A 24408-nucleotide genomic window follows, 5' to 3' on the forward strand; every position below is an offset into this window, starting at 1 on the left:
CTCGGAACGGCGTGCCCCCAGGAACGGCACGGCCCCGCCGCGCTGGCAACGGCGGGGCGGCACGCGGACGTCGGCGCGAGCCCGTGGATCGGCGGCTCGGAAGCGAACGGCCCTGGAAAGAAACCGGCTCTGAAAGAAACCGGCTCTGAAAGAAACCGGCTCAGGAGGAGAAGAACAGCCCCGAGAGGCCGCCCCTGCGGTGGCCGTGGTGGCCGTGGTGACCGCCGTGGTGGCCGCCGTGCGGCGCGCCCCAGGCGGGCCCGCCCGCGGGGTAGGGCTGCCCGGCGGGGGGCGGCGGCGGGGCGGCGTGCTGCTGCGGCGCCCACTGGGACTCCAGCTGCGTGATGTGCTCAAGCTCCCCGTAGTCGAGGAAGATCCCCCGGCAGCCGCTGCACTGCTCTATCTGGACCCCGCTACGGGTGAACGTGTGCATCGGCGCACGGCACTTGGGACACTGCATATCGGCTCCATGGTCGAATCGCGTGGCCTCCTCACCCTACGGCAGCGCCACGATCCGGAGACAGGAGATGAGAAGAGCCTCATCTTCGTCCGAGGGGGAACGTCCCGACTCCGCCGCGCGTGCCAGCGCGCGGGCCGCGGCCTGAGCGGTCATCACCCGGGCCGGGCCGTCGAGCACCGCCCAGGGGTCGGAGCCGCCCCACCCCGGCGCCGCCGCGCGGTACGCGCCGAGCAGCCGGTGCCAGTCGGCGGGCGGGAGCAGCCCCGCGGCGAACCAGGCCGCTGGCCTGGCCAGGTCCCAGGCCGGGTCGCCGAGCCCCAGCTCGTCCACGTCGATGAGATGCCAACTCCCGCCGTCGGCCGGGTGGCTGACGAGCTGCCCCAGGTGGAAGTCGCCATGGCACAGCACGGCGGCGCCCTGGGCGGGACAGGGGGGCAGGGGCGCGGACAGGATGCGTTCCACCGCTGCACGCGCCCGCGCGTGCACCGGGTCGGTCTCGGTGGCGCGCAACAGCGCGAGCGCCTCGCCCGCCCGCGCGGGCCAGCCCGACCGCGGCAGCGGCCCGAGCGGGCGGAGGTCGGTGGCGTGCAGCCTGGCCAGCAGCGTCCCGGCCGCCTCCCACGGCACGTCGCCGGGGTCGCCGGGGTCGACGGGGGTGCCGTAGGGCCACAGGGTCGCCGCGCGCCCGTCGGCGAGGCGCGCGACGGTGGCGGGCGGCAGGGGAGGCAGCAGGATCCCGGCGAGCGCGGGGTGGGCCGCGGTGGCGACGCGCGCGGCGAGCGCATCGGCGTCGGCCGTCTCGGGGTGGGCCTTGGCGACCGCGTCGCCGAGGCGGATCACCGTGCCTGTGGGCCGGTCGGCCAGCACGACGGGCTCGGCCGCGGTGGCCGAACGCGCGAGCCCGGCGGCGAGCTGGCCGAGCCCGAGCCGGTCGAGCCGTTGCTGATCGAGTCCGGGCCGGTCGTGGCGCATGCCGTCGTGGCGCATGCCGTCGTGGCGCATGGCCTTCAGCGGCGCGGGATGCGCCACGAGCCGGGGCCGCGCTCGCGCTTCTCCTTGTCGGCGAGGATCTTGGCGTCCTCGGGCCTGACCCGCTGGATGACCACGAGGCGGTCGGTCAGCTCGAGCGTGGCCGCGTCCGGGTCGTCGAACGGCAGCAGCTGGTGGCCGCGTATCACGGACACGACCAGGTCGTCCGTCTCGCGCGGCGAACGGCCCGCCTCCGCCTTGGTGACGGGCCGCTCGCGCAGGCTCAGGCCCTTGCTGTGCTGGATCAGGTCCTCCATGACCGCGCCCGAGCTCGGGCTGATCATGGACAGGCCGAGCATGCGCCCCACCGCGCTCGCGCTCGTGATGACGGCGTCCGCGCCCGACTGGCGCAGCAGCGGAACGTTCTCCTCCTCGCGGACCGAGGCCACGATCCGCACGGTGGTGCTCAGCTGCCGCACGGTGAGCGCCACGAGCACGGCCGTGTCGTCGCGCTGGGTGGAGATCACGACCTGCCTGGCGCGGTCGGCGCGCGCCCTGATCAGGACGTCGCTGCGGGTGGCGTCGCCGACGACCCCGGCGTAGCCGTCGACGTTGGCCATCTCGACGACCTTGGTGCTCGGGTCCACCACGACGATCTGGTCGCGGGCGAGCCCCGCACTCATCAGCGTCTCGGCCGCCGACCTGCCCTTGGTGCCGAAGCCGACGATGACGGTGTGATCACGCAAGTTCTTCCTCCAGTGGGACAGCCGCCACTGATCGCGGGTGCGCTCGGTCAGCACTTCGAGCGTGGTGCCGACCAGGATGATCAGGAACAGCACGCGGAGCGGCGTGATCAGAAACGTCGTGATCAGGCGCGCGGTGTCCGTGGCCGGGACGACATCGCCGTAGCCGGTGGTGGAGAGCGAGACGGTGACGTAGTAGAGGGAGTCGATGAACCCGACCTCGCCACCCTGGTTGTCGTGGTACCCGGCGCGGTCGAAGTAGACGAGCACGACGGCGGTGGCGAGCACCGCCAGCGCCATGAGGAGGCGCCGGATCACCTGGGCCAGCGGCCCTGGGGCGTAACGCGGCAGGCTTGCGCCGTGCGACAGGTCGTCGGCCTGGGCGCGTGCGGGGTGGGAGGCGGGAAATCTCATGGGTGCGGAAGGTCGAGGAGGCGGACCCGCTGACGGGCCTCCGCGCCTCCGGGCGGGATGACCGCCAGCGCCGAAGCGGCGGCGATGCCACGCAGCATAGCGGGGCCAGCGTAGCTCAACGGCCTGGCACTGCCGGGGTCCGGAGCCTCGACGGGCACCAGCCTGGTGTCCTTGGGGTGGCCCGTGACGGGCGCGGTGAGCGTGGCGGCCCGCCCGGGCGCGGGGGGCCGGTCGGCCAGGGCGCGCAGCAGGGGCTCGGCCAGGGTGAGCAGCCCGGAGACGGCGGCCAGGGGGTTGCCAGGGAGGCCGACGAGCGGAACGCCGCCAGGCAGCTCGGCCAGCAGCATCGGGTGGCCAGGGCGCACGGCGACGCCGCTGATCAGCAGCTCGGCGCCAAGCGCCGCGAGCACCCCGCGCAGGTGGTCCATGGGCCCCTTGGCAGTGGACCCCGTGGTGACGATCAGGTCGGCGCGGCTGGTGGCCAGCGCCTCGCGCAGCGCGTCGGCGTCGTCGCCGAGGCGGCGCGTGACCAGCACCTGCGCGCCGAGCGCGGTCAGCCAGGGCCCGGTCATCGGGCCGAGGGCGTCGCGGATACGCCCGTCGTGCGGGAGCCCGCGGAACAGCAGCTCGTCGCCGAGCACCAGCACCTCGGCGCGCGGGCGGGGGCGGACGGCGAGCTGGTCGTACCCGGCCGCGGCGGCGAGGCCGAGGGCGGCCGGGGTCAACGGGGTGCGCGCGGGCAGCAGCTCGGCCCCCGTGCGGCACTCCTGGCCCCTGGCCCTGACGTCGGCGCCGGGCTGGGGCGTCGCCCCGGTGAGGCGCCCGGCCCGCACGGTGCCGTGCTCGGCGCGCAGCACAGCGGTGGCGCCCTCGGGGATGCGGGCCCCTGTGGCAATGGGCACGGCCTCGCCGTCCGTGAGCGCCCCCGCGGCTGGAGCCCCGGCGAGCGCGCCGGTGCCGCACGTCAGCGCCCAGGGCCCGGGGCCCGCGACGGCCCAGCCGTCCATGGCCGAGGTGTCGAACGCGGGCAGGTCGGTGAGCGCGGTCAGCGGCGCGGCGAGGGTGTGGCCGAGGGCGAGATCGAGCGGCAGCCTGCGGGGCGGCAGGGGCGCGACGGCCCGGTGCGCGGTGGCGCGGGCGGCCTCCCACGCGGGGTCGGCCTCGGCGCGGGGGGCGGGGCGCGGCGGGGCGAGCCGCGGGTCGTTGGCGAGGGCGAGCGCGTCGTCGAACTCATCGATCATGTGCGCTGCTCTGCCTGCGCCTGCTCCTGGTGGCGCTGCTCCTGCTCCCACACCTCGGCGAGCGCGGAGACCTTGCGGGCGGCCTCGGCGGGCGAGATGCCGTGCAGCGCCGCGGCGTATCCGATGAGGAACGTCGTCAGCGGGGCGGCGGGGCGGGCCACGCCGTGGGCGGCGTCACGGGCGGTGTCGAGCAGCGCGGCGGTGTCCACGTCGGGGTCGATGCCGAGCTCGGTCTTGACGGCGGCAATCCATTCGTCCAGCACCGTCCCATGGTCCCTGATCCGGGCACGGGCCGCTGCGATGTCCGCCCAGGTGTCGCAGTCGAGGCCGCCGGGCACCTCAAGCCGGTGCAGGGTCAGGCCCTGGAGCAGCAGCTTCAGCGGCATTCCTGCGAGGGTGCCGAACTCGGCGTCCAGCGCGGCGAGTTCGCGCCGCAGCGGCGCGGCGCGGTAGACGGCGGTGAGTGGCTGGTCGCGGTCCTCGCCGTCGCGCAGCAGCTGGCCCTCGGCCCTGGGGGGCACGGCGAGCAGCCGGTGGACGGTGGCGGGCGCGAGAAACGGCAGGTCGGCGGCGAGCACGGCGACGAGCGGCCTAGTGGTGTGGGCGAGCCCGGCGTGCAGCGCGGTGAGCGGGCCGCCGCCCGGCGGGTCCTCGCTCGCCCACAGAACGGCCCGAGCGGTGGGGCGCTCGGGCCCGACGACCACGGTGCGGTCCGCGTCGCGGCAGGCGGCGAGAACGCGATCGAGCAACGTGCGGGCCCCGACGCGCACGGCGGGCTTGTCGGCGCCCCCCAACCGTCGCGCCCCACCCCCGGCCAGCACGACGGCGTCGTAGAGTGCCATGCCCACTACGCTACCGTTCCCCCTCCGGGGAGCGAGCGACGCTCCCCTCCGGGGAGGAACGACGGCTGCGGCCCCCCGGCACAAAGCCGGGCGCTGCGCGCGCGGCGGATCGCGCCTACGGCGCGGGCGTTGGGCGCGCTGCCGCGCGGGGTGCGCTGCCGCGCGGGGACAGTTGTGGTCGACGGCGGTCGCCGGGCGGGACGTTGCCCGCGGCAGGCGTCTCGCGCTGCCGCGCGGCAATCGCGCCTGCGGCGCGGGGGGTTGTCGCCTACGGCGGGCTTTCCGCGCTGGCGCGCGGTGTGCGCGCCGCGCGGGGGTTGAGGGCTGGGGCAACGGTGACCGTCGGGTGGGACGTTGTCTGCGGCGGGCTTTCCGCGCTGGCGCGCGGGGTGCGCGCTGAGTTGCGCCTGCTGGGGGCGGTTGTGGCCGACGGTGGTCGTCGGGGCGTTGCCTGCGGCGAGCGGTGCGCGCTGACGCGCGGCTGGCGCTCCGCGCCGAGGCATTGGGGCCCGGGGGACGCCGCCCTTGGCGGCTGGGCGGTGCGCGCTGGCACGCCGCGGCCCCGGCGAAACGCCTGCCGCGGGCAGGCACCGTTCGACGAAGCCCACCGCTCCGGGTGTCGAGACACCCCCGCACACGCCACGGCACACAACGCCCGAGGGCCGCAGGCCGGGGCGACACTGGGCGTCTCAACGGCGCGCAGCTACACACCCCGTGGCCACGCGGCCCCGGCGCGAAGCGCATGCCGCAGGCGCGATCCCCCCGCGCCAGCGCACAAAGCCCGCCGCAGGCGCCAACCCCCCGCGCCGCAGGCGCGATTGCCGCGCGGCAGCGCGAAGCGCCCGCCGTGAGGGCAACACCCCGCGCGAAACGCCACCCGCGCGCCAGCGCGCACACCCCGCGCGAAGCACGATCCCCCGCGCGCCAGCGCGAAACGCCGCCCGCAGGCAACGCCCCACCCGGCGAACACCGTCGACCACAACCGCACCCCGCGCGGCAGCGCGAAGCGCCCGCCGCGGGCGCAACCCACCGCGCCGCAGGCGCGGGGGCGGCCAGGCTCCTCGCAGAGGGTGCCGCTCCTCGCAGAGGGTGCCGCTCCTCGCAGAGGGTGCCGCGTTCTACACGTCCGCCAACAGGCGGACGGGACTCTCCAGGAGGTCCGCCGCGCGGCGCAGCGCGCCGCCCGCTGTCGCGCCGTCGCACACCCTGTGGTCGAACGTCAGGGTCAGCTGCACGACGTGGCGCAGCGCCAGACGCCCCTCGTGTGCCCAGGGCTTCTCCGTGATGCGGCCGATGCCGAGCATCGCGGCCTCGGGGTGGTTCAGGAGGGGGGTCGAGCCGTCGACGCCGAAGACGCCGTAGTTGTTCAGGGTGAACGTCGACCCCCGCAGCGCCGCGGGCGGAAGCGTGCCCGCTCGCGCCTCGTCGGTCAGCCGCCTCAGCTCGCCGCCGAGGCGCCGCGTCGTCAGCGCCTGGGCGTCGCGCACGACGGGGACGAGCGTGCCGCGTTCCGTCTGGGCCGCGAAGCCCAGGTGCACCGCCTCGTGCGTGACGATCTCGCGGGTCGCGGCGTCGAAGGAGGCGTTGAGCGAGGGGTGTTCGGCGAGCACCGCCACGCTGATCCTGGCGAGCAGCGCGAGCAGCGGCACGTCCATGGCGCGGCGCGCGGCCAGGAGTTCGGTGGCGTCGGCGTCGACCCAGCAGGTGACGGCCGGGATCTCCGTGTGCGAGCGGGTCAGCTTGTCGGCCGCCGCGCCCCGCAGGGGAACGCGTTCAGTGCCCACACGCTCAAGGCCCACACGCTCAGTGCCCACACGCTTAAGGCCCACACGCTTAAGGCCCACACGCTCAAGGCCCACACGCTCGATGTCCGAGCGGACGATCAGGCCGCCCGGGCCCGATCCCTCGACGTTCCGCAGGTCGATGCCGCGCTCCCTGGCGAGCCGCCGCACGAGGGGCGACGCGACGCCGTTCGGCGCGGCGGGGGGTCCGGTCCCCGGGCCTCCGCGACGGTCGCGGGTGGGGGCAGGCGCCGGGGACCGGTGCTCGGGGCCGTATCCGACCAGCACGGGCCCCGCCCCCGACGAGGTGGCGGGCGCCGTGGCGCCGACGCGGATCAGCGGGTCGCCCACCGGGATCTCCGTGCCCGGCTCGCCGAAGCGGGCGGTGACCGTGCCCGCGTAGGGGCAGGGGACCTCGACCTGGGCCTTGGCCGTCTCGACCTCCACCACCGGCTGGTCCACGGCGATCTCGTCGCCGACCTCGACCAGCCAGCGGACGATCTCGGCCCCGGTCAGGCCCTCGCCCAGGTCGGGCAGCAGGAACTCCCGCGCCTCCCCGCTCATCCGAGGTCCCACTGGAGGCGGGCGACGGCGTCGAGCACGCGGTCGGCGTCGGGGAGGTGGTGGCGTTCGAGCAGCGGCGGCGGATACGGGATGTCGAAGCCGGTCACGCGCAGCACGGGCGCCGCGAGGTGGTGGAAGCAGCGCTCGGTGACGCGGGCGGCGATCTCCGCGCCTGGCCCCGCGAACCCCGCCGCCTCGTGCACCACCACCGCGCGCCCCGTGCGCCGCACCTCGGCGCACACCGTCTCGTCGTCGAAGGGCACGAGCGTCCTCAGGTCGATCACGCCCAGGTCCCAGCCTTCCGCGCGCGCCGCCTCGGCCGCCGCGAGGCACACGGGGAGCGAGGGGCCATAGGTGATGAGGGTGGCCGAGTCGCCGCGGCGCCTGATGACGGCGCGGCCGAACGGCGGGACGTCGGCGGGCCGTTCGGGCAGCGGCTCCTTGGCCCAGTACAGGCGCTTGGGCTCAAGGAAGACCACGGGGTCGTCGGACGCGATGGCCCGCCGCAGCAGCCCGTAGGCGTCGGCGACGGTCGCGGGGGTGACGACGTGCAGCCCTGGCGTCGCCATGTAGTACGTCTCGGACGAGTCGCTGTGGTGCTCGACGCCGCCGATGCCGCCGCCGTAGGGGATGCGGACGGTCAGCGGCAGGGGCATGGCGCCGCGCGTGCGGTTGCGCATGCGGGAGACGTGCGAGACGAGCTGCTCGAACGCCGGGTAGGCGAACGCGTCGAACTGCATCTCCACCACGGGCCGCAGCCCGTACATCGCCATGCCGGTCGCGGTGCCCAGGATGCCCGCCTCGGCGAGCGGCGTGTCGGTGCAGCGGTCCTCGCCGAACTCGGCCGCCAGCCCGTCGGTGACGCGGAAGACGCCGCCGAGCGCCCCTATGTCCTCGCCCAGCAGGTGAACGGTGGGGTCATCGGCCATCGCGTCGCGCAGCGCCCTGTTGAGCGCCTTGGCGAGGGACACCTCGGCGGTGCCGCTCCGGCCCCGGGTCGCGGTGGTCATGAGAACTCCCGCAGCCGCTCGGCCTGTTCGCGCAGCTGGGGCGTGGGCGTCGCGTAGACGTGGGTGAACAGGTCGCCAGGGGTCAGCTCGGGGTCGCCCGACAGCGCCTCGCGCAGCGCCGCCGCGGTCCGCTCCGCAGCCTCGTGCGCCTCGGCCGCGCCCGCGTCGTCGAGCAGGCCGTGCGCGCGCAGCTCGCGTTCCATCAGGGTCAACGGGTCGCGCGCCCGCCACGCGGCCACCTCGGCCTCGGTGCGGTAGCGGGTCGCGTCGTCCGCGTTGGTGTGCGCGTCGAGGCGGTAGGTCAGGGCCTCGATGAGCGTGGGGCCCTCACCGGCGCGGGCGCGGGCGAGCGCGCCGGCGAGCGCGTCGTGCACGGCGGGCGCGTCGTTGCCGTCCACGAGCCGCCCCGGCATGCCGTAGCCGACGGCCTTGTGCGCGATGGAGGGGGCGGCGGTCTGCTTGGCGAGCGGGACGGAGATGGCGTAGCCGTTGTTCTGCACCAGGAAGACGACGGGGGCGCGCCACACCGCGGCGAAGTTGAGCGCCTCGTGGAAGTCGCCCTCGGACGTGCCACCGTCGCCGACGAGCGCGAGCACGGCGACGTCGTCGCGGCGCAGCCTGGCCGCGTGGGCGAGGCCGACGGCGTGCGGGAGCTGGGTGGCGAGCGGCGTGCACAGCGGGGCGACGCGGTGGGCGCGCGGGTCGTGGCCCGTGTGCCAGTCGCCGCGCAGCAGCGTGAGCGCGGCGGCCGGGTCGACGCCGCGGACGACGGCGGCGAGGGTGTCGCGGTAGCTGGGGAAGAGCCAGTCGCGTGGCCCGAGCGCGAGGCCCGCGGCGACCTGGCACGCCTCCTGCCCTGTCGACGACGGGTAGACGGCGAGCCTGCCCTGCCGGGTGAGCGCGGTGGCCTGGGTGTTGTAACGCCGCCCGCGCACCAGCTCCCGGTACAGCAGCGGCCACAGCTCGGGGTCGGGGTCCCCGGCGCCGAGCACGCGGTAGGGCTCGGGGTCGGGCGGCGGCGGGACGGCGGTGCGGGTCTGGGGATGGGCGGGCAGCTCCGACACGGTCACGGCGGGCACCTCCTCGCGGCGAGCTTCACCTCCCTACCGATTGTTCGGTCGATGACGCAGCTTGGCTACGGCCCCTCATGCGCTGTGGACAACTGGCCCGATGTGGCGTGGGATGGAGGCCGGATGTCCAGAAAGGGGAGGCTTCTCGGCATGCGGGAGGACCAGTTGACTACGACGCCCTCGCACCCGGTGCGCCCGCTCGATCCGATCGACGACGCGATCCTGCGGCTGCTGCGGACGGACGGGCGGGCCTCGGTGCGGGCGGTCGCCGACCAGGTGCACATATCGCGGGCGAACGCCTACGCCAGGATCAACCGCCTGATCGACGAGGGGGTCATCAGGGGGTTCTCGGCCCGGGTGAACCACGAGCGGGCGGGGCGTGGCGCGTCGGCGTACATCACGTTGAAGATCGTCCAGGACAGCTGGCGCACCGTGCGGGCCAAGCTGGAGGAGCTGCCTGGCGCGGCGCACATCGCGCTGGTCAGCGGGGACTTCGACGTGCTGCTCCTGGTGCACACCGAGGACAACAGAGCGCTGCGCGAGCTGGTGCTCACCCGGCTCCAGGGCATCCCCGAGGTGCTGTCGACGCGCACGCTTCTGGTGTTCGAGGAGAGCGACCTGCTGCCCGAGCGATGAGTTCGCGGCGGGACCCCGGTCCACCCCTCGTGAGCGGCCGCCGGGAGCGGCCGGTGAGCGGCGGCACAAGGAGAGACGGGCATGAGGGTCACGTTGACGGAGTTCCTGACGCTTGACGGCGTCGTGCAGGGCCCCGGCATGCCGGACGAGGACACGCGGGGCGGCTTCCGGCACGGCGGCTGGCAGTTCCCCTATGCCGACGAGGACTTCGGGCGGCTTGTGGCGGGGTGGTTCGGGCAGGCGGACGCGTTCCTGCTGGGGCGGTGGACCTATGACATCTTCGCGGGGCACTGGCCGCGGATGACCGACCCGGACGACCCGGTGGCGTCCGCGCTGAACGGGCTGCCGAAGTATGTGGTCACCGGCACGCCGCTCATCGCCGAGTGGGAGGGCACCACCGCGCTGACGGGCGACCTCGCGCAGGAGGTCGGCGCGCTGCGGCGGCGCCCTGGGCGCGAGCTCCAGATCTGGGGCAGCGCCACCCTGGCGCGCTCGCTGCTCGGCCTGGGCCTGGTGGACGAGCTGCGGCTGCTGATCCACCCGGTCGTGCTGGGCGAGGGCGCCAGGCTGTTCGACACCCGCGACGGCGGGGTGGCCCCCGCGGCGCTGAAGCTCACGGGCACGGCGACGACGGGCTCGGGCGTCGTGCTGCACACGTACGAGCCGCTGGGCGCCCCGCGGTACGGGGCGTTCCCCGCGCCGGACTGAGGCGGCGGGGGAGCCCGTTCCCCCACTGAACCCCCCGGGGACTCCCCCGGGGGGTTCAGTGGGGGAACGGGCAGCCGCCCGTGGCGCGGGCGCGGGCGTCGTCGTCCAGGTAGAAGTTGGGGCGCAGGTCCGCGTCGTCGTAGTAGCGGTGGAAGACCGGGGTCAGGCCGCCCGAGACGGGGGGCACGATCCAGCTCCAGTCGGTGGGCACCATCCGGCCCTCGCCCTCCTCGCGCGCGAGATGGGTCAGAAAGCGCCCGGACTCGGTGTGGTGGTCGGTGATCTTGACCCCGGCCGCGCGGAAGCTGTGCAGCACCGCGACGTTGAGCTCGACCAGCGCCCGGTCGCGCCACAGCAGCGTGTCGTCGTCCGTGTTCAGGCCGAGCACCTCGGCGACCAGCGGCAGCAGGTTGTAGCGGTCGGGGTCGACGAGGTTGCGGGCGCCTATCTCGGTGCCCATGTACCAGCCGTTGAACGGCGCGAGCGGGTAGTCGATGCCGCCGATGGACAGCCGCATGTGGGAGATGGCGGGGACGGCGTACCAGCGCAGGCCGAGCCCGCCGAAGCGCGGGTGGTCCGGGTGCCTGAGCGGCACCTCGAGGACGAGGTCGCGCGGCACGTCGTAGAGCTGCGGCTTGTCCCCGTGCACCTGGATGACCAGCGGCAGCACGTCGAACCAGCCGCCAGGCGCCCGCCAGCCGAGGCGGCGCACGGCGTCGGTGAACGCCACCTGCCCCTGGTCGCCCACGAAGCCGCCGTCGGCCGCTCGGTACCCGGCGTACTTGACCAGCTGGCTGTTCCACACGCGGGGCGCCTCGCGGTAGGGCGTCGGCGGGGCGAACACGGAGATCACGGGGCGGACGCGGCCCTGGTTGGTCGCCTGGCGCAGATGGTCGAGCAGGTGGGCGTGGATCTCGTCGGGGGTCGTGGCCTCGCGGCGGTCGAGGACGCGCAGGCTCTTCCAGTACAGGCGGCCGATGCAGCGGCTCGAGTTGCGCCAGGCCACGCGGGCGCCGAACTCCAGCTCGGCGCGCGTGTGGCGGTAGGTGCCTGTCTGCTCCAGGTGCTCGCGGATCTGCCGCAGCCGCATGGCGAGGGGGATCGGCTGGTCGGGGTGCTCGGAGTGGAAGAGGCGCAGGAAGTCCTCGGCCTCGGTCCAGTCCGGCACCTTCCAGTCGGACACCAGCCGCGTCGCGGGCGCGGGGCGCGTCGCGGGCGCGGGGCGCATGGCGGGTGCGAAGGGGCCGCGGGGACGATCGGAGTTCATGGGCTTCCCGGGTTCGCGTGCGTCTGGTGTGACTGCTGCGTCACCCCCCGCCCGGGTCAGGGTAGTTGATGTGGCGGATCCGGCGACCGCGCGTGACGGGATCGGCGCGGGGGGATCAACGTCCGGGCGCGCGAAGGCCGTTGAATGCGGTCGATATGACGGCTTCGACCACCCTCGGGGACACCTGGGGGCCGCCGCGCTGTGGTCGATACCACTCCACGATCGAGTTGATCATGCCGAACAGCAGCCGCGTCTCCAGGCGCGGGTCAACGCCTGGCCGCAGATCGCCCTCCGCCTCGGCCCCGCGCACCAGCTCGGCCACCCGGTGGTCGAACCTCCTGCGGCGCTCCAGGGCCCAGCGCTCGGTCGCGGTGTTCCCGCGCACGCGCAGCAGGAGCGTCACATAGGGGAGGCGCTCCATCAGCACCTCGGTCGTGCGGCGCACGACGTGCTCAAGGCGCTCGACCGAGCGCCCGGCGCGCGCGCCCGGCTCGTCGAGCACCGCGTCGAGGCCGTCGAGCGCCTGGCTGACCGCGCGGCGCAACAGCTCCTCCTTGCCCGGGACATGATGGTAGATCGAGGACTTGGAGATCCCGGCCGCCCTGGCGAGGTGCTCCATCGACGTGCCGTCGTAGCCGCGTTCGATGAACACCCCGACCGCCACATCGAGCAGCGTCTCGGGGGTGTAAGGGGTGTGGGGCGCGGTGGCGTCGCGGCGAGCGGGCATCGTTCTTCCTGGTCTTCCTGGTCTTCCTGTACTTCCCTGGCCTTGGCGTGAGGTGGCCTTGGCGCGAGGTCGTGCGGGGATCGGGCGTCACGGGGTGCCCGCCGCGCCCTTGCACCGACCGATCGTTCGGTAGCACTATCGTGCCATGGCCTCTTCCTCCCCCGTCACGGCCCACCGTGCCACGCTCGACACCGCCGTAGAGACCCTGCGCAGCCGGGCGTTCTGGACGCCTCACCCCGAGCACCCCAAGGCGTACGAGGGCGACGGCGCCGAGGCGTTCGCGGCCCTGCGCGACGCGCCGTTCGAGCTTGGCCTCCCCGGCACGGACGGCTGGGTGGGCGGCGAGGTGTCGCCCTACGGCTTCCCGCTGGGGATCACCTATCCGCACACCGACCCCGACGTGCTGCTGCCCGCGATGCGGGACGCGTTGCCCGCGTGGCGGGACGCGGGGCCCGAGGCGCGCGCGGTGCTGTGCGTGGACATCCTGGCGCGGATCAACGCCCGCAGCCAGGAGTTCGCGCAGGCGGTGATGCACACCACGGGCCAGGCGTACGGGATGGCGTTCCAGGCGGGCGGCCCGCACGCGCAGGACCGAGGGCTCGAAGCGGTCGCGTACGCCTACGAGGAGCAGACGCGCACGCCGGCGCGCGCGGGCTGGAGCAAGCCCCAGGGCAGGCGCCCCGCGCTCGAGCTGGCCAAGGAGTTCGTGCCGGTGCCGCGCGGGATCGCGCTGGTCATCGGGTGCAACACCTTCCCCACGTGGAACGGCTTCCCCGGCCTCTTCGCGTCCCTGGCTACCGGGAACCCCGTGCTGGTCAAGCCGCATCCGCGCGCGGTCCTGCCGCTCGCGCTCGCGGTCCGCGCCGCGCGCGAGACCCTGGCCGACGCGGGCTTCGACCCCAACCTGGTGGCGCTCGCCGTGGAGCGCGAGGGCGAGGGCGTCGCGCGGACGCTCGCGCTGCGCGACGAGGTGAGGATCATCGACTACACCGGCTCAAGCGCGTTCGGCGAGTGGCTCGAGGCCAACGCCAGGCACGCGCAGGTCTTCACCGAGAAGGCCGGGGTCAACACCGTCGTGGTCGACTCGACGGCCGACTACCGGGGCATGCTGGGCAACCTCGCGTTCTCCCTGGTCCTCTACAGCGGCCAGATGTGCACCACCCCGCAGAACATCCTGATCCCCCGCGGCGGGATCGCGACGGACGGCGGGCCCAAGGCGTTCGACGACGTGGTGGCCGACCTGGCCGCCGCGGTGAACGGGCTGCTGGCCGACGACAAGCGGGCCGCGGGCCTGCTGGGCGCGCTGGTCAACCCGGGGGTGCGCGAGCGCGTCGAGGCGGCGAACGCGGGGGAGTTGGGCGACGTCGCGCTGGCCTCGCGCGCGCTTGTCCACCCCGACTTCCCCGACGCGACGGTCCGCACCCCGGTGATCGTCCGCGTCGACGGCGGGGACCCGAAGGCCGTCGACGCGTGCCTGACCGAGTGCTTCGGCCCGGTGAGCTTCGCCGTCGCGGTGGACTCGACCGACGACGCGATCGCGCTGCTGCGGCGGACGGTGAGCGAGCGCGGCGCGATGACCGTGCTCGGGCACACCACGTCGCCCGCGGTGGAGGCCGCGCTGGCCGAGGCGTGCCTCGACACGTGCGCGGCGCTCTCGCTCAATCTGACGGGCGGCGTCTTCGTCAACCAGACCGCGGCGTTCTCCGACTTCCACGGCACCGGGGGCAACCCCTCGGCCAACTCCGCGCTGGTGGACGGGGCGTTCATCGCCCCGCGCTTCCGCACGGTGGAGATCAGGCGCCCCGCGTGACCCCGGGCCGCCTCACCGCGGCCCTTGGCGCGGGTCCTGTTGGCGCCCTCGGGGTCAGTGGTCGAACCGCACGGACCCGGACGCGCCGGGGGCCGCGGGCCGCCAGAAGCGCCAGGAGGCGTCCAGGACGTCGGCGTTGCGCTGCTCCCACTCCGTGGCCGCGCGGACGGACTCGTGCGGGCACTCCCACGCGCGGCCGCCGTGCAGCGGGCGCAGGCGCAGGCGAGTGCCGACCCGACCGGTGACGCGACCGATCCTGCCGGTGCGCTTGTCGACCACACACGCGCCGTCTGCCCAGGACATCACGGCTCCCTCGCAGTGCTCTCGCCATCCTCGGGTTCCACTGTGAGGGACGGACGTCTCAGCTCGATACACATGTGCACCGCATTGCGCAACGAAAGTCACCCTCAGGGTGGGCAGGCGCGGGTGCGAGACTGGGAGGCCACATCGAGGGACACGGCCGGATCCGTTCGGGCGATCCGCACATCTCCACCGGGGGGAGCGCTGATGCACACCGTCGCCGTGCTGGCACTCGAAGGGGTCATCCCCTTCGACCTGGTGACGCCCGTCGAGGTCTTCGGCCGCTCGGCCGGGCACGCCTACCGGGTGCGGGTGTGCGGCCCGGTCGCCGAGGTGGACGCGGGGCCGTTCGCGATGCGCGTCCCCCACGGCCTTGAGGCGCTCGACGAGGCGGACACCGTGGTGGTCCCCGGGCTCGAGGATCCGCTGGCGCCGCTCCCCGATGACGTGATCCGCGCGCTGCGCGAGGCGCACGCCAGGGGCGCGCGCCTGGCGTCGATCTGCGTCGGAACGTTCACCCTCGCCGCCACGGGCCTGCTCGACGGGCTGCGGGCGACGACGCACTGGCTGGCCGCCGACGAGCTGGCGCGGCGTTATCCGGAGGTCACGGTGGACCCCGATGTGCTCTTCGTGGACAACGGCTCGGTGCTCACCTCGGCGGGGGCCGCCGCGGGGCTCGACCTGTGCCTGCACATGGTCCGCCGCGACCTCGGCGCCGCCGCGGCGGCCGACGCCGCGCGGCTCGCCGTGATGCCGCTCGAACGGGACGGCGGGCAGGCGCAGTTCATCGTGCGCCCCGAGCCGGTCCCCGACGGCGCCTCGCTCGAGCCGCTGCTGCGCTGGCTCGGCGAGAACGCCCACCGCGACCTGCGCCTCACCGACATCGCCTCGCACGCCCGCCTCTCCACGCGCACCCTGAATCGCCGTTTTCGGGAGCAAACGGGCACCACGCCGCTGCGGTGGCTGCACCGGGCGAGGGTGCGCAGGGCGCAGCACCTGCTCGAGACCACGGGTCACTCGATCGAGCGCATCGCGACCCAGGTGGGATTCGGGTCGGCGACGGCGTTCCGCGACGCGTTCAAGCGGCTGGTCGGGACGAGCCCGCTGGGGTACCGGCGGGCGTTCCGCGTGTGAACTCCCGGTCAGGCGCCGGTCGTCGAGCCGGGGCGGACGATCATCAGGACGACGACCACGGCCCACAGCAGGTTGAAGACGCCCGCTGCCATGTGGAGTCGGGGCGTGCGCACGGCGTCGGGGGCGGCCAGGGCGGCGCGTTGGGCGGGCAGGATCCCCGCGCCGAGCACGACGGCGGCCAGCGCGGTGAGGATCATCGAGGCGATCAGCCACGCGTCGGTGAGCACGCCCATCTCGTGGGCGGTGGCGAGGCCGAAGACCGGCACGGAGACGCCGACCACCGCGTAGACGGAGCAGACCCGGTGCAACGCGGCGGCGAGGCCCGCGTTTCCGCCATCGGGCGCGACCTGGCGAGGGAACATACTGGCGGCCACGGTCACCGGGCCTATCGCCACGATGGCGGCCAGGACATGCAGGCTGAGCAGGAGCTTTGTCACTCCGGTGACGCTATGCGGGGCGAGGGCCCGGCAGAAGTGGCGGGATTGCCATAGGTCAACGGCTTCTCGCCAGCCAGTGGTAGAGGGTCATGGCCACGCTGGTGGCGAGGTTGTAGCTGGAGACGCCGGGGCGCATGGGCAACGCCACCAGCGCGTCGGCGCGTTGCCTCGTCTCGGCGGAGAGCCCGGCGCGTTCGGAGCCGAACGCCAGCACGGCGCCGTCGTCGACGCTCACGTCGCGCAGGTCGGCGCCCTCGGGGTCGAGGGCCAACAGCGGGCCCTCGGGCGGGAGTTCGCCCGGGCCGACGCGGTGCACTGCGGTCGCCCAGTGCAGCCCGGCCGCGGAGCGCACGACGGAGGGATGCCAGGGGTCGACCGTGCCCGTGGTGAGCACGCCGCGCGCCCCGGCGCCCGCGGCGACCCTGATGACCGCGCCGATGTTGCCCAGGTGCCGGGGGTTGTCCAGCAGCACGGCGGGCGCCGGTCCATGCGCGGGCGCGCGGCGCGCGGGGACGGCGAGGGCGGCGACGCCGGTGGGATGGGGGCGCGCGACGAGCGCGGCGAGCGTCGCCGCGGGGACCGGGGTGAGCGTCGCGGCGAGCCGGTCGGCGAGGTCGGGCGCGAGGCGCGCGGCCAGGCCGAGCGCGGCGTCCGGGTCCGCGGCGAGGGCGAGCGGGATGTCGGCGCCGAAGCGCAGGGCGTGCTTGATGGCGTGGAAGCCGTCGACGAGCACGGTGTCCCCCGCGGCCAACGCCCGCCAGCGCGTGGTGACTTCGGCGGCGGCTTCGGCGGCGGCTTCGGCGGCGGCTTCGGCGGCGCCCGGGTCCCCGTTCACGCCCCGCTCACGCCCCGCTCACCCCTTGGCCGCCCACGCGGGGGGCCGTTGCTCGGCGGGCGCGGGCGGGGGCGGCGCCTCGGGGGGCGCGGGCTTGCGGCGCGTGAGCCGGGCGCGCAGCCCCGACGCCCTGGCGCCCATCCAGAGCAGGAACGCGGTGGGCAGGAAGACGGCGTCCATCGCGATCATGGCGAGCGAGAAGAACGGCAGGCCCATCAGCAGCGCGATGCCGATGTGCTCGCCCATCATCAGCACCAGCAGGACGTTCTTGGCGCGGCGATTAAGCAGCGCGAACGGGAACGCCACCTGCACGATGACCGTTCCGTAGCTGAGGACCATGATCATCGGCCCGCTGCTCGACAGCAGCTCGCTGACCTCGGGCCAGACGTTGAAGTAGTCCAGGTTCATCGGGTAGTAGACGGCGGTGCCGTCCTGCCAGCGGCTGCCCTGGATCTTGTACCAGCCCGCGGTGGCGTAGATGACGCACACCTCGGCCATGATCATCAGGAGCGCGGCGTTGTGCACGAGATTGGCGACGATGTCCGAGACGACGCGCGGCTCGCCCGGCGCATAGCGGCGGATCAGCCACCAGTAGCCGTGCACGAGCCACATCCCGCTCAGGAAGAGGCTCCAGATCCAGCTGTCGACGCTCCCGCTGACGAGCGCGGCCAGCAGCGCGACGCCCAGCACCGCCCACAGCACGATCCCGACCCGGTCATCGGACGGCCCCAGGTCGGGGCGGCGCGCGCGCCGGCGCGCGTCGAGCGACCACACCTGCCCGCAGCGCGTGAGGACCAGGTACATCGCCATCAGGTGGATGACGTTGTCGCCGCCGTCGCCCATGAAGATGCTCCGGTTCTGCACGGACAGGATGCCGATCATGAACAGCATCGAGGCGGCGCGCGTCCGCCAGCCGAGCAGCATCGCCACCGCGGCGGCGATGGTGAGGTGGTAGACGAGCTCGAACCACAGCCCCGAGTCCGACCAGAGGAGCAGCGTGAACGCCCCGCTGTTCTCGACGAACCGCGAGGCCATGTCGAAGCTCCACGCGCTGTCGGGGCCGTACATCAGGCGGCGGTTGGGCCACTCGTGCAGCAGGAAGCCCAGCACGGTGACCGCGAAGCCGATGCGGACGATCGCCGTCTGGTAAGGGCCGAGCGCGCGGCGGGTGATGTGGCCGAGGCCGCGCGCGAGCGCCGCGTCGAAGGAGCGGCCGAGGCCGCGGAAGGGGGAGTTGGGGGCGGGCGCGGGGGCGCTCGGGCTCGCGCCGGGCGCGGGTGCCTGGCCCGTGCGCTGGGAGGGAATGCTCATCGCCCCAGTCCTTCCAGGTCGTCCGACGTGACCACCCACCAGTCGATCTCGTCGTAGTACGTCGACGTGTCGATCTCCTCCTCGCGCCAGTCGGGCGCGGGGACGCGGGTGACCGCGGAGCGCAGCTGGACGCGGCGCACCGTGTCGAGGTCCATGTCGTGCTCGTTCTGGAGGCGTTGGAGCGCGATGCGGTGCACATACAGCTCGGAGAGCCGCCCGCGCTCGCCGATCGGGCGGCCCTCGTCGTCGTGCGCGCCGTCGTAGAAGTCCCAGCCGCGGCGCAGCAGGTTCTGCGCGGCGTGGCTTGGCAGGAGCTGGTGCCTGATGTTGTCGATGTCGGTGGCGGTGAGGTCGATCCAGTCGGTCGTGCGCAGGGAGCCGTCGGGGTCCCTGACCTCGGCGCGGACGTGCACGGCCTCGTCGCGCTGGAGCGGATTGGGCGCGAAGAGCTTCCAGTTCTGCTCGAACTCCGGATAGATATAGCCCCGGATGCGATCGAAGTTGTCCTCGCGGACCACGTTGGACGGGGAGACAAACAGGAAGACCGCGGCCATGTGCCACGTGAAGAACGCCGCCAACGCCCCGACCGCCACGGCGATGATCGCGCGGGCGCGCAGCGACAGCGCGCTCAGCGCGACCGTCTCGGTCACCGTCCCCGCGTCCACGGCGGGCGGCGTTGCCGCGGCGGCCTTCTCGTACGCGCGCCCCCCTTCGGCGCGTTGACCGTCGTCGCGCTCCCCGTCTTCCGGTGCCGTGTCGAGTGGCAGCATGCTCGGCCCGTTCCCCCTGGACTGCTTCGCTAATGACCCGAGCACCGTACCTGTCCCCCCGCCGCCTTGACACGCCGGTGCCGCGGGACCACCATCGAAGCGACTGGACCGAACGATCGGTCGGGAGCGGAGGGCGGGACGGTGGAGCCTGGACGCGAGCGTTTCGAGCGGACCATCGCCGCTGACGAGCGGATCGAGCCGCGCGACTGGATGCCGGACGCGTACCGCGCCACGCTGGTGCGGCAGATCGCGCAGCACGCGCACTCGGAGATCATCGGCATGCAGCCCGAGGGGAGCTGGATCACCAGGGCGCCCTCCCTGCGGCGCAAGGCGATCCTCATCGCCAAGGTGCAGGACGAGGCGGGCCACGGCCTCTATCTCTACGGCGCCGCCGAGACGTTGGGCGTCGGCAGGGACGAGCTGCTCGACAAGCTGCACAGCGGGCGCCACAAGTACTCGTCCATCTTCAACTACCCGACGCCCACGTGGGCCGACGTGGGCGCGATCGGCTGGTTGGTCGATGGCGCCGCCATCACCAACCAGGTCCCGCTGTGCCGCTGCTCCTACGGCCCCTACGCCCGCGCGATGGTACGCATCTGCAAAGAGGAGTCGTTCCACCAGCGGCAGGGATACGAGCTGCTGCTGACCCTGAGCAGGGGCACGCCCGAGCAGCACGCGATGGCGCAGGACGCGGTGGACCGCTGGTGGTGGCCCTCGCTCATGATGTTCGGACCGCCGGACGACGCGTCGCCGCGCAGCGCCCGGTCGATGGCCTGGAAGATCAAGCGGCACTCCAACGACGAGCTGCGTCAGCGCTTCGTCGACATCTGCGTCGACCAGGCCGCCGCACTCGGCCTCACGCTCCCCGACCCCGACCTGCGGTGGAACGAGGAGCGCGGCCACTGGGACTTCGGCGCGATCGACTGGGACGAGTTCCACGCGGTGCTGCGGGGCGATGGCCCGTGCAACGAGGAGCGGATCACGCGCCGGCGCAGGGCGCATGACGAGGGCGCGTGGGTGCGCGAGGCCGCGGCGGCCTACGCGGACAAGCACGCGGGGGACGGCGTGGGGGCCGCGGCATGAGCGCGCCCGAGGGCGGTTGGCCCCTGTGGGAGGTCTTTGTGCGCCCCCGGCGCGGGCTCGCCCACACCCACGCGGGGAGCCTGCACGCCCCCGACGCCGAGCTGGCGCTGCGCAACGCCAGGGACCTGTTCACCCGGCGCGGCGAGGGCGTCTCGATCTGGGTCGTCCCCGCCGCCGCGGTGTCCGCGTCGTCGCCCGACGAGCGCGATCCGTTCTTCCGCCCCGCCGCCGACAAGCCCTACCGGCACCCCACGTTCTACGAGGTCCCCGAGGGGGTGCGACACCTGTGAACGCGCCGGAGCGCGCGCCGAGCGGCGCCCCCTGGGCCAAGGCCGCGCTCGCGCTGGGCGACGACGCGCTGATCCTGTCCCACCGCCTCGCGGAGTGGGCGGGGAACGCCCCGGTGCTCGAGGAGGAGGTGGCCCTGGCCAACCTCGCCCTCGACCTGCTCGGCCAGGCCCGCGCCCTGCTCTCGCTCGTCGGCGACGAGGACGCGCTGGCGTTCACGCGCGGGCCCGAGGCGTTCACCCATGTCCGGCTGGTCGAGCTGCCGCGCGGCGACTTCGCGCACACGGTCGTCCGCCAGCTGCTCGTCGCCACCTGGCAGGAGCTGCTCTACGAGCGGCTGGCCGCCCTCGCCTCGCCGCTCGCCCCGATCGCCGCCGCCGCGCTGCCAGAGACGGCCTACCACCGCGACCACGCGGTGACCTGGACGCTGCGCCTTGGCGACGGCACCGCCGAGAGCCACGCGCGCACGCGGGCGGCGGCCGAGGCGCTGTGGCCCTACACGGGCGAGCTGTTCGACCCCGTCGAAGGGCTCGGCCTCGACGAGCGTGACCTCGGCGCGCTGGAACGCGCGTGGCGCGCCCGCGTCTCCGGCGTCCTCACGAGGGCGACCGTGCCCGTGCCGGGGGGCGCGCGGCTGCCGGGGTCGGGGCGCGCGGGTGGCCACACGCCCCATCTCGCCGCGCTGCTCGACGAGATGCAGTCCTTGCACCGCGCGCACCCGGCGGCGAGCTGGTGAGCGGGGTGACGGAGGTGACGGGCGCGACGGAGGTGACGGGCGGGACGGGCGCGACGGGCGGGAACGGGGCGTCGCCCGCGCCGTCCCTGGACGAGCTGGCCGCCGTGGCCGGGGCCGTGCCCGACCCCGAGCTGCCCGTGGTCACCCTCGCCGACCTGGGCGTGCTGCGCGCGGTGCGGCGGGGCGGGGACGGCCGGGTCGAGGTGGAGCTCACGCCCACCTATGTCGGGTGCCCGGCCGTCGAGGTCATGCGCGAGGACATCCGCGCGGCGCTCGCCGGGCGCGGCGTGCCCGACGCGGTGGTCACCACCGTGCTGTCCCCGCCCTGGTCCACCGACGACATCAGCGCCGAAGGCCGCCGCAAGCTCGCCGACGCGGGCATCGCGCCCCCGCGCGCCGGGGCGCGCGGGCCGGTGTTTGTCGAGCTGGGCCGCGCGGCGCCCGCGCCCGTGCCCTGTCCGCGCTGCGGCTCGGAACGGACCGCGCTGCTCAGCCGGTTCGCGGGCGCCGCCTGCATGGCGTTGCGCCGCTGCGAGGCGTGCCGCGAGCCGTTCCACCACGTCAAGGAGCGCTGATGGCCCGCTTCCACCGGCTGGCCGTGGCCAGGGTCGCGCCCGCCGCCGACGACGCGGTGGCGGTGACGCTCGCGCTGCCCGACGCGCTGCGGGCCGCGTTCGCGCATGTGCCGGGGCAGCATGTGACCGTGCGGCACGGCGACGTCCGCCGCACGTACTCGATCTGCAGCCAGGCGGGCGCGAAGGCGCTCACGGTGGGGGTGCGGCGCATCCCGGGGGGCGCGTTCTCCACGCATGCGACCCGCGCGCTGGCCGCGGGGCACGCCCTCGATGTGCTGCCGCCCACCGGGCGGTTCACGCTGCGCCCCCGCCCTGGGCACTTCGCCGCGATCACCGGGGGCAGCGGCATCACCCCCGTGCTCTCCATGGTGGCCACGCTGCTCGCCACCGAGCCGGAGGCGCGTTTCACGCTGCTGCGCAGCGACCGCAGCGCGGCGAGCGCGATGTTCCTCGACGAGGTGGCCGACCTGAAGGACCGGCACCCCGGCAGGCTCCAGGCGCTGCACGCGCTCACGCGCGAGGAGCGGCACGCCGGGCCGCCGACCGGGCGGCTCGACGAGGCGCGGCTGAAGGAGCTGCTGCCCGCCCTGCTGAACGTCGCCGATGTCGACGGCTGGTACCTGTGCGGGCCCCTCGGGCTGACCGGCGCGGGGCGCGCGGCGTTGCGCGCCCTCGGCGTGCGCCGGGAGCGGGTGCACACCGAGCTGTTCCACGTGGGCGACGCGCCCCCCGCGGCGACCGGCAAGGCCGAGAACGCCGGGGACACCGAGAACTCCGGGGACACCGAGAACGCCGGGGCCACCGGCGCCACGCTCACCGCGACGCTCGACGGGCGCCGCGCCTCATGGCCCGTGGTCCCCGGCGAGACGCTGCTGAGCGCCGTGCTGCGCAACCGCCCCGACGCGCCCTGGGCCTGCCGCGGCGGGGTCTGCGGCACGTGCCGCGCGCGCCTGACCGACGGCAGGGTGCGGATGGACCGCACCTACGCCCTCGACGAACCCGAGCTCGCCGCCGGATATGTCCTGGCCTGCCAGGCAAGGGCGTTGACCGACCGGGTGGACCTGGACTTCGACGCCTGACCCCTGCGGGGCCCCGGCCGAAGGCCCCGGGATCAGGCGCCTGCCGGGCGCGGTGCCACCCCGGGCCCGATGGCGTGATCGCCCCGCGGGCCCCCGAAAGGGGCCCCTACTCTTGGGCCATGAGCCGTGCGACCGAAGTCTCCATCTTCACCGAGATGACCGAGCTGGCCCACCGCACCGGTGCGGTCAACCTCGGCCAGGGCGTTCCCGAGCTGGACTCCCCGCCCGCGCTCCTCGCCGAGGTCGCCGACGCGGTGCTCGCCGGGCGGAACCAGTACCCACCCGCCGTCGGCGTCCCCGCGCTGCGCGCGGCGGTCGCGGCGCATGCGCGGGCGCGTTACGGCCTGGAGTACGCCCCCGACGGCGAGGTGCTGGTGACCACGGGGGCCACCGAGGCGCTGGCCTCGGCCTGTCTCGGCCTGACCGGTCCCGGCGACGAGATCGTGGCGTTCGACCCGTGCTACGACGCCTATCCCGCGGGCGCGCGCCTGTCGGGCGCGACGCTGGTGCCCGTTCCGCTGGCGATCGACGGCGATGGATTCGTGCTGGATTCCGACGCGTTGCGCTCGGCGATGACCGATCGTACGCGCCTTCTTCTGCTGAACTCGCCCCACAATCCGACCGGAAAGGTCTTCACCCCCGACGAGCTCGAGCGGATCGCCGAGCTGTGCGTCGAGCGCGACGTCACGGTGGTGACCGACGAGGTCTACGAGCACCTGGTGTACGACGGCGCGCGGCATGTGCCGATCGCGACGCTCCCCGGGATGCGCGAGCGGACGCTGATGATCTCGTCCGCGGGCAAGACGTTCAACGTGACCGGCTGGAAGGTCGGTTGGGCCTGCGGCCCGGCGCACCTCATCGCCGCGGCGAACTCCGTCAAGCAGTGGCTGACCTACACCTCGGGCGCGCCCTACCAGGAGGCGCTGGCCCACGCGCTCGACGCGGTGGAGGACTGGGCGGCCGAGCTGCGGGCCACCCTGACCACCCACAGGGACATGCTGGCCACGGGGCTGCGCGCGGCGGGCCTGCGCCCCTACCGCGCCGACGCCGGATATTTCCTCCAGGCGGACATCCGCCCCTGGGGCTTCACCGAAGGGCTGCGCTTCTGCCGCGAGCTGCCGGGCCGCGCGGGCGTGGTCGCCATCCCGACCTCCGCTTTCCAGCAGGGCGTGGACACCACGCCCTGGCTGGTCCGCTTCTCCTTCTGCAAGCGCGAGGACTCGCTCACCGACGCGGTCGCGCGCCTGTCCGCGCTCGCCACCTGAGGCGCGGACGCCGTCAGAGGACGAACGGCTCGCCGTTGTCGCTGGTCAGGGGGCGGCCCGAGGACTGCCACGCCAGCACGCCGCCGTCCACGTTCACGGCGTTCATGCCCTGCTGGGTCAGATACGCGGTGACCTGCGCGGAGCGGCCGCCGACCTTGCACAGGACATAGAGCGGCTGGCCGCCCGCGTGCTCGCTGATCTCGCCGATGCGCTCCACGACCTGGCCGATCGGGATGTGCAGCGCGCCCTCCACATGGCCAGCGGCCCACTCGTCTGGCTCCCTGACGTCGAGGAGCGGAGCGGCGGCGGGCACCCCGTCGGGGGTCACGCTCGGAAGTGAGAAGCTCATGCCC

26 protein-coding genes are annotated in these 24408 nt (G+C 74.4%); 10 read left to right on the top strand and 16 right to left on the bottom strand.

Annotation, left to right across the window (positions count from 1 at the left end; all coding sequences use genetic code 11):
• Positions 1–160: 160 nt before the first annotated feature.
• From DEH69_RS27290 to pdhA, 8 genes are all read right to left on the bottom strand, one after another.
• Entirely contained in the window at positions 161–460 is a 300-nt protein-coding gene (locus DEH69_RS27290) for a zf-TFIIB domain-containing protein (RefSeq protein ID WP_113689653.1), read from the bottom strand.
• Between the two features lie 36 nt (positions 461–496).
• The gene (locus DEH69_RS27295) at positions 497–1489 is read right to left on the bottom strand and encodes a phosphotransferase family protein (protein ID WP_258535000.1); all 993 of its coding nucleotides are present in this window, start codon (positions 1487–1489) and stop codon (positions 497–499) included.
• On the bottom strand, positions 1468–2586 hold the full coding sequence (locus DEH69_RS27300; protein WP_113689654.1) for a TrkA family potassium uptake protein: 1119 nt from the start codon (positions 2584–2586) through the stop codon (positions 1468–1470). The genes DEH69_RS27295 and DEH69_RS27300 overlap by 22 nt, the downstream gene beginning before the upstream one ends.
• A complete protein-coding gene (locus DEH69_RS27305; protein WP_113689655.1) occupies positions 2583–3827 on the bottom strand; it encodes a molybdopterin molybdotransferase MoeA in 1245 nt (414 codons plus the stop codon). Before DEH69_RS27305 ends, DEH69_RS27300 begins: the two co-directional genes overlap by 4 nt.
• Positions 3824–4669 (bottom strand): NTP transferase domain-containing protein, encoded by an 846-nt coding sequence (locus tag DEH69_RS27310; protein ID WP_113689816.1) that lies wholly within the window; start codon positions 4667–4669, stop codon positions 3824–3826. Before DEH69_RS27310 ends, DEH69_RS27305 begins: the two co-directional genes overlap by 4 nt.
• A gap of 1118 nt (positions 4670–5787) precedes the next feature.
• On the bottom strand, positions 5788–7014 hold the full coding sequence (locus DEH69_RS27315; protein WP_113689656.1) for a dihydrolipoamide acetyltransferase family protein: 1227 nt from the start codon (positions 7012–7014) through the stop codon (positions 5788–5790).
• Positions 7011–8024 (bottom strand): alpha-ketoacid dehydrogenase subunit beta, encoded by a 1014-nt coding sequence (locus DEH69_RS27320; protein ID WP_113689657.1) that lies wholly within the window; start codon positions 8022–8024, stop codon positions 7011–7013. Before DEH69_RS27320 ends, DEH69_RS27315 begins: the two co-directional genes overlap by 4 nt.
• A complete protein-coding gene (gene pdhA / locus DEH69_RS27325) occupies positions 8021–9094 on the bottom strand; it encodes a pyruvate dehydrogenase (acetyl-transferring) E1 component subunit alpha (protein ID WP_258535001.1) in 1074 nt (357 codons plus the stop codon). The genes DEH69_RS27320 and pdhA overlap by 4 nt, the downstream gene beginning before the upstream one ends.
• Positions 9095–9244: 150 nt before the next feature.
• Here pdhA and DEH69_RS27330 point away from each other — a divergent pair, with 150 nt between their 5' ends.
• Complete coding sequence (locus DEH69_RS27330; protein ID WP_113689659.1) at positions 9245–9730, top strand: Lrp/AsnC family transcriptional regulator; 486 nt, start codon at positions 9245–9247, stop codon at positions 9728–9730.
• Positions 9731–9811: 81 nt separating this feature from the next.
• Positions 9812–10438: a dihydrofolate reductase family protein gene (locus tag DEH69_RS27335; RefSeq protein WP_113689660.1), complete on the top strand. Its 627-nt coding sequence runs from the start codon at positions 9812–9814 to the stop codon at positions 10436–10438.
• 55 nt (positions 10439–10493) lie between these two features.
• On the opposite strand, the gene DEH69_RS27340 is transcribed toward DEH69_RS27335, so the two are convergent.
• A complete protein-coding gene (locus DEH69_RS27340; protein WP_258535002.1) occupies positions 10494–11666 on the bottom strand; it encodes a nitric oxide synthase oxygenase in 1173 nt (390 codons plus the stop codon).
• 154 nt (positions 11667–11820) lie between these two features.
• Positions 11821–12432 (bottom strand): TetR/AcrR family transcriptional regulator, encoded by a 612-nt coding sequence (locus DEH69_RS27345; protein ID WP_113689662.1) that lies wholly within the window; start codon positions 12430–12432, stop codon positions 11821–11823.
• Between the two features lie 145 nt (positions 12433–12577).
• Here DEH69_RS27345 and paaN point away from each other — a divergent pair, with 145 nt between their 5' ends.
• Complete coding sequence (gene paaN / locus DEH69_RS27350) at positions 12578–14242, top strand: phenylacetic acid degradation protein PaaN (RefSeq protein ID WP_113689663.1); 1665 nt, start codon at positions 12578–12580, stop codon at positions 14240–14242.
• Positions 14243–14296: 54 nt separating this feature from the next.
• Here the strand turns inward: paaN and DEH69_RS27355 are convergent, their stop codons facing one another.
• Entirely contained in the window at positions 14297–14545 is a 249-nt protein-coding gene (locus DEH69_RS27355) for a hypothetical protein (protein WP_113689664.1), read from the bottom strand.
• Between the two features lie 204 nt (positions 14546–14749).
• Between DEH69_RS27355 and DEH69_RS27360 the strand changes: the two genes are divergently transcribed.
• Entirely contained in the window at positions 14750–15676 is a 927-nt protein-coding gene (locus DEH69_RS27360; protein WP_113689665.1) for a GlxA family transcriptional regulator, read from the top strand.
• Positions 15677–15684: 8 nt separating this feature from the next.
• On the opposite strand, the gene DEH69_RS27365 is transcribed toward DEH69_RS27360, so the two are convergent.
• The 4 genes from DEH69_RS27365 to DEH69_RS27380 form a co-directional block, all read right to left on the bottom strand.
• Positions 15685–16113, bottom strand: a complete 429-nt coding sequence (locus DEH69_RS27365; protein ID WP_113689666.1) for a hypothetical protein — start codon at positions 16111–16113, stop codon at positions 15685–15687.
• A 55-nt stretch (positions 16114–16168) separates the two neighbouring features.
• Positions 16169–16864 carry an RNA methyltransferase gene (locus DEH69_RS27370; protein ID WP_258535015.1) on the bottom strand — a complete coding sequence of 232 codons (696 nt, stop codon included), beginning with the start codon at positions 16862–16864 and terminating at the stop codon, positions 16169–16171.
• A 102-nt stretch (positions 16865–16966) separates the two neighbouring features.
• On the bottom strand, positions 16967–18259 hold the full coding sequence (locus DEH69_RS27375; RefSeq protein ID WP_181727629.1) for an HTTM domain-containing protein: 1293 nt from the start codon (positions 18257–18259) through the stop codon (positions 16967–16969).
• Positions 18256–19029 carry a DUF5819 family protein gene (locus DEH69_RS27380; protein WP_220131350.1) on the bottom strand — a complete coding sequence of 258 codons (774 nt, stop codon included), beginning with the start codon at positions 19027–19029 and terminating at the stop codon, positions 18256–18258. Before DEH69_RS27380 ends, DEH69_RS27375 begins: the two co-directional genes overlap by 4 nt.
• Positions 19030–19170: 141 nt before the next feature.
• Here DEH69_RS27380 and paaA point away from each other — a divergent pair, with 141 nt between their 5' ends.
• From paaA to DEH69_RS27410, 6 genes are all read left to right on the top strand, one after another.
• Positions 19171–20112 carry a 1,2-phenylacetyl-CoA epoxidase subunit PaaA gene (paaA, locus tag DEH69_RS27385; RefSeq protein WP_113689668.1) on the top strand — a complete coding sequence of 314 codons (942 nt, stop codon included), beginning with the start codon at positions 19171–19173 and terminating at the stop codon, positions 20110–20112.
• A complete protein-coding gene (paaB, locus tag DEH69_RS27390) occupies positions 20109–20402 on the top strand; it encodes a 1,2-phenylacetyl-CoA epoxidase subunit PaaB (RefSeq protein ID WP_113689669.1) in 294 nt (97 codons plus the stop codon). Before paaA ends, paaB begins: the two co-directional genes overlap by 4 nt.
• Entirely contained in the window at positions 20399–21136 is a 738-nt protein-coding gene (gene paaC / locus DEH69_RS27395) for a 1,2-phenylacetyl-CoA epoxidase subunit PaaC (RefSeq protein ID WP_113689670.1), read from the top strand. Before paaB ends, paaC begins: the two co-directional genes overlap by 4 nt.
• Before the next feature lie 86 nt (positions 21137–21222).
• Positions 21223–21711 carry a 1,2-phenylacetyl-CoA epoxidase subunit PaaD gene (gene paaD / locus DEH69_RS27400; RefSeq protein ID WP_258535016.1) on the top strand — a complete coding sequence of 163 codons (489 nt, stop codon included), beginning with the start codon at positions 21223–21225 and terminating at the stop codon, positions 21709–21711.
• Positions 21711–22790 (top strand): 2Fe-2S iron-sulfur cluster-binding protein, encoded by a 1080-nt coding sequence (locus tag DEH69_RS27405; protein ID WP_113689671.1) that lies wholly within the window; start codon positions 21711–21713, stop codon positions 22788–22790. Before paaD ends, DEH69_RS27405 begins: the two co-directional genes overlap by 1 nt.
• 119 nt (positions 22791–22909) lie before the next feature.
• On the top strand, positions 22910–24055 hold the full coding sequence (locus DEH69_RS27410; RefSeq protein WP_181727630.1) for an aminotransferase class I/II-fold pyridoxal phosphate-dependent enzyme: 1146 nt from the start codon (positions 22910–22912) through the stop codon (positions 24053–24055).
• 13 nt (positions 24056–24068) lie between these two features.
• On the opposite strand, the gene DEH69_RS27415 is transcribed toward DEH69_RS27410, so the two are convergent.
• The gene (locus DEH69_RS27415) at positions 24069–24404 is read right to left on the bottom strand and encodes a rhodanese-like domain-containing protein (RefSeq protein ID WP_113689672.1); all 336 of its coding nucleotides are present in this window, start codon (positions 24402–24404) and stop codon (positions 24069–24071) included.
• Between the last annotated feature and the right edge of the window lie 4 nt (positions 24405–24408).

Origin of the sequence: Streptomyces sp. PT12 (assembly GCF_003311645.1) — a bacterium.
Classification (GTDB): Bacteria; Actinomycetota; Actinomycetes; order Streptomycetales; family Streptomycetaceae; genus Streptomyces.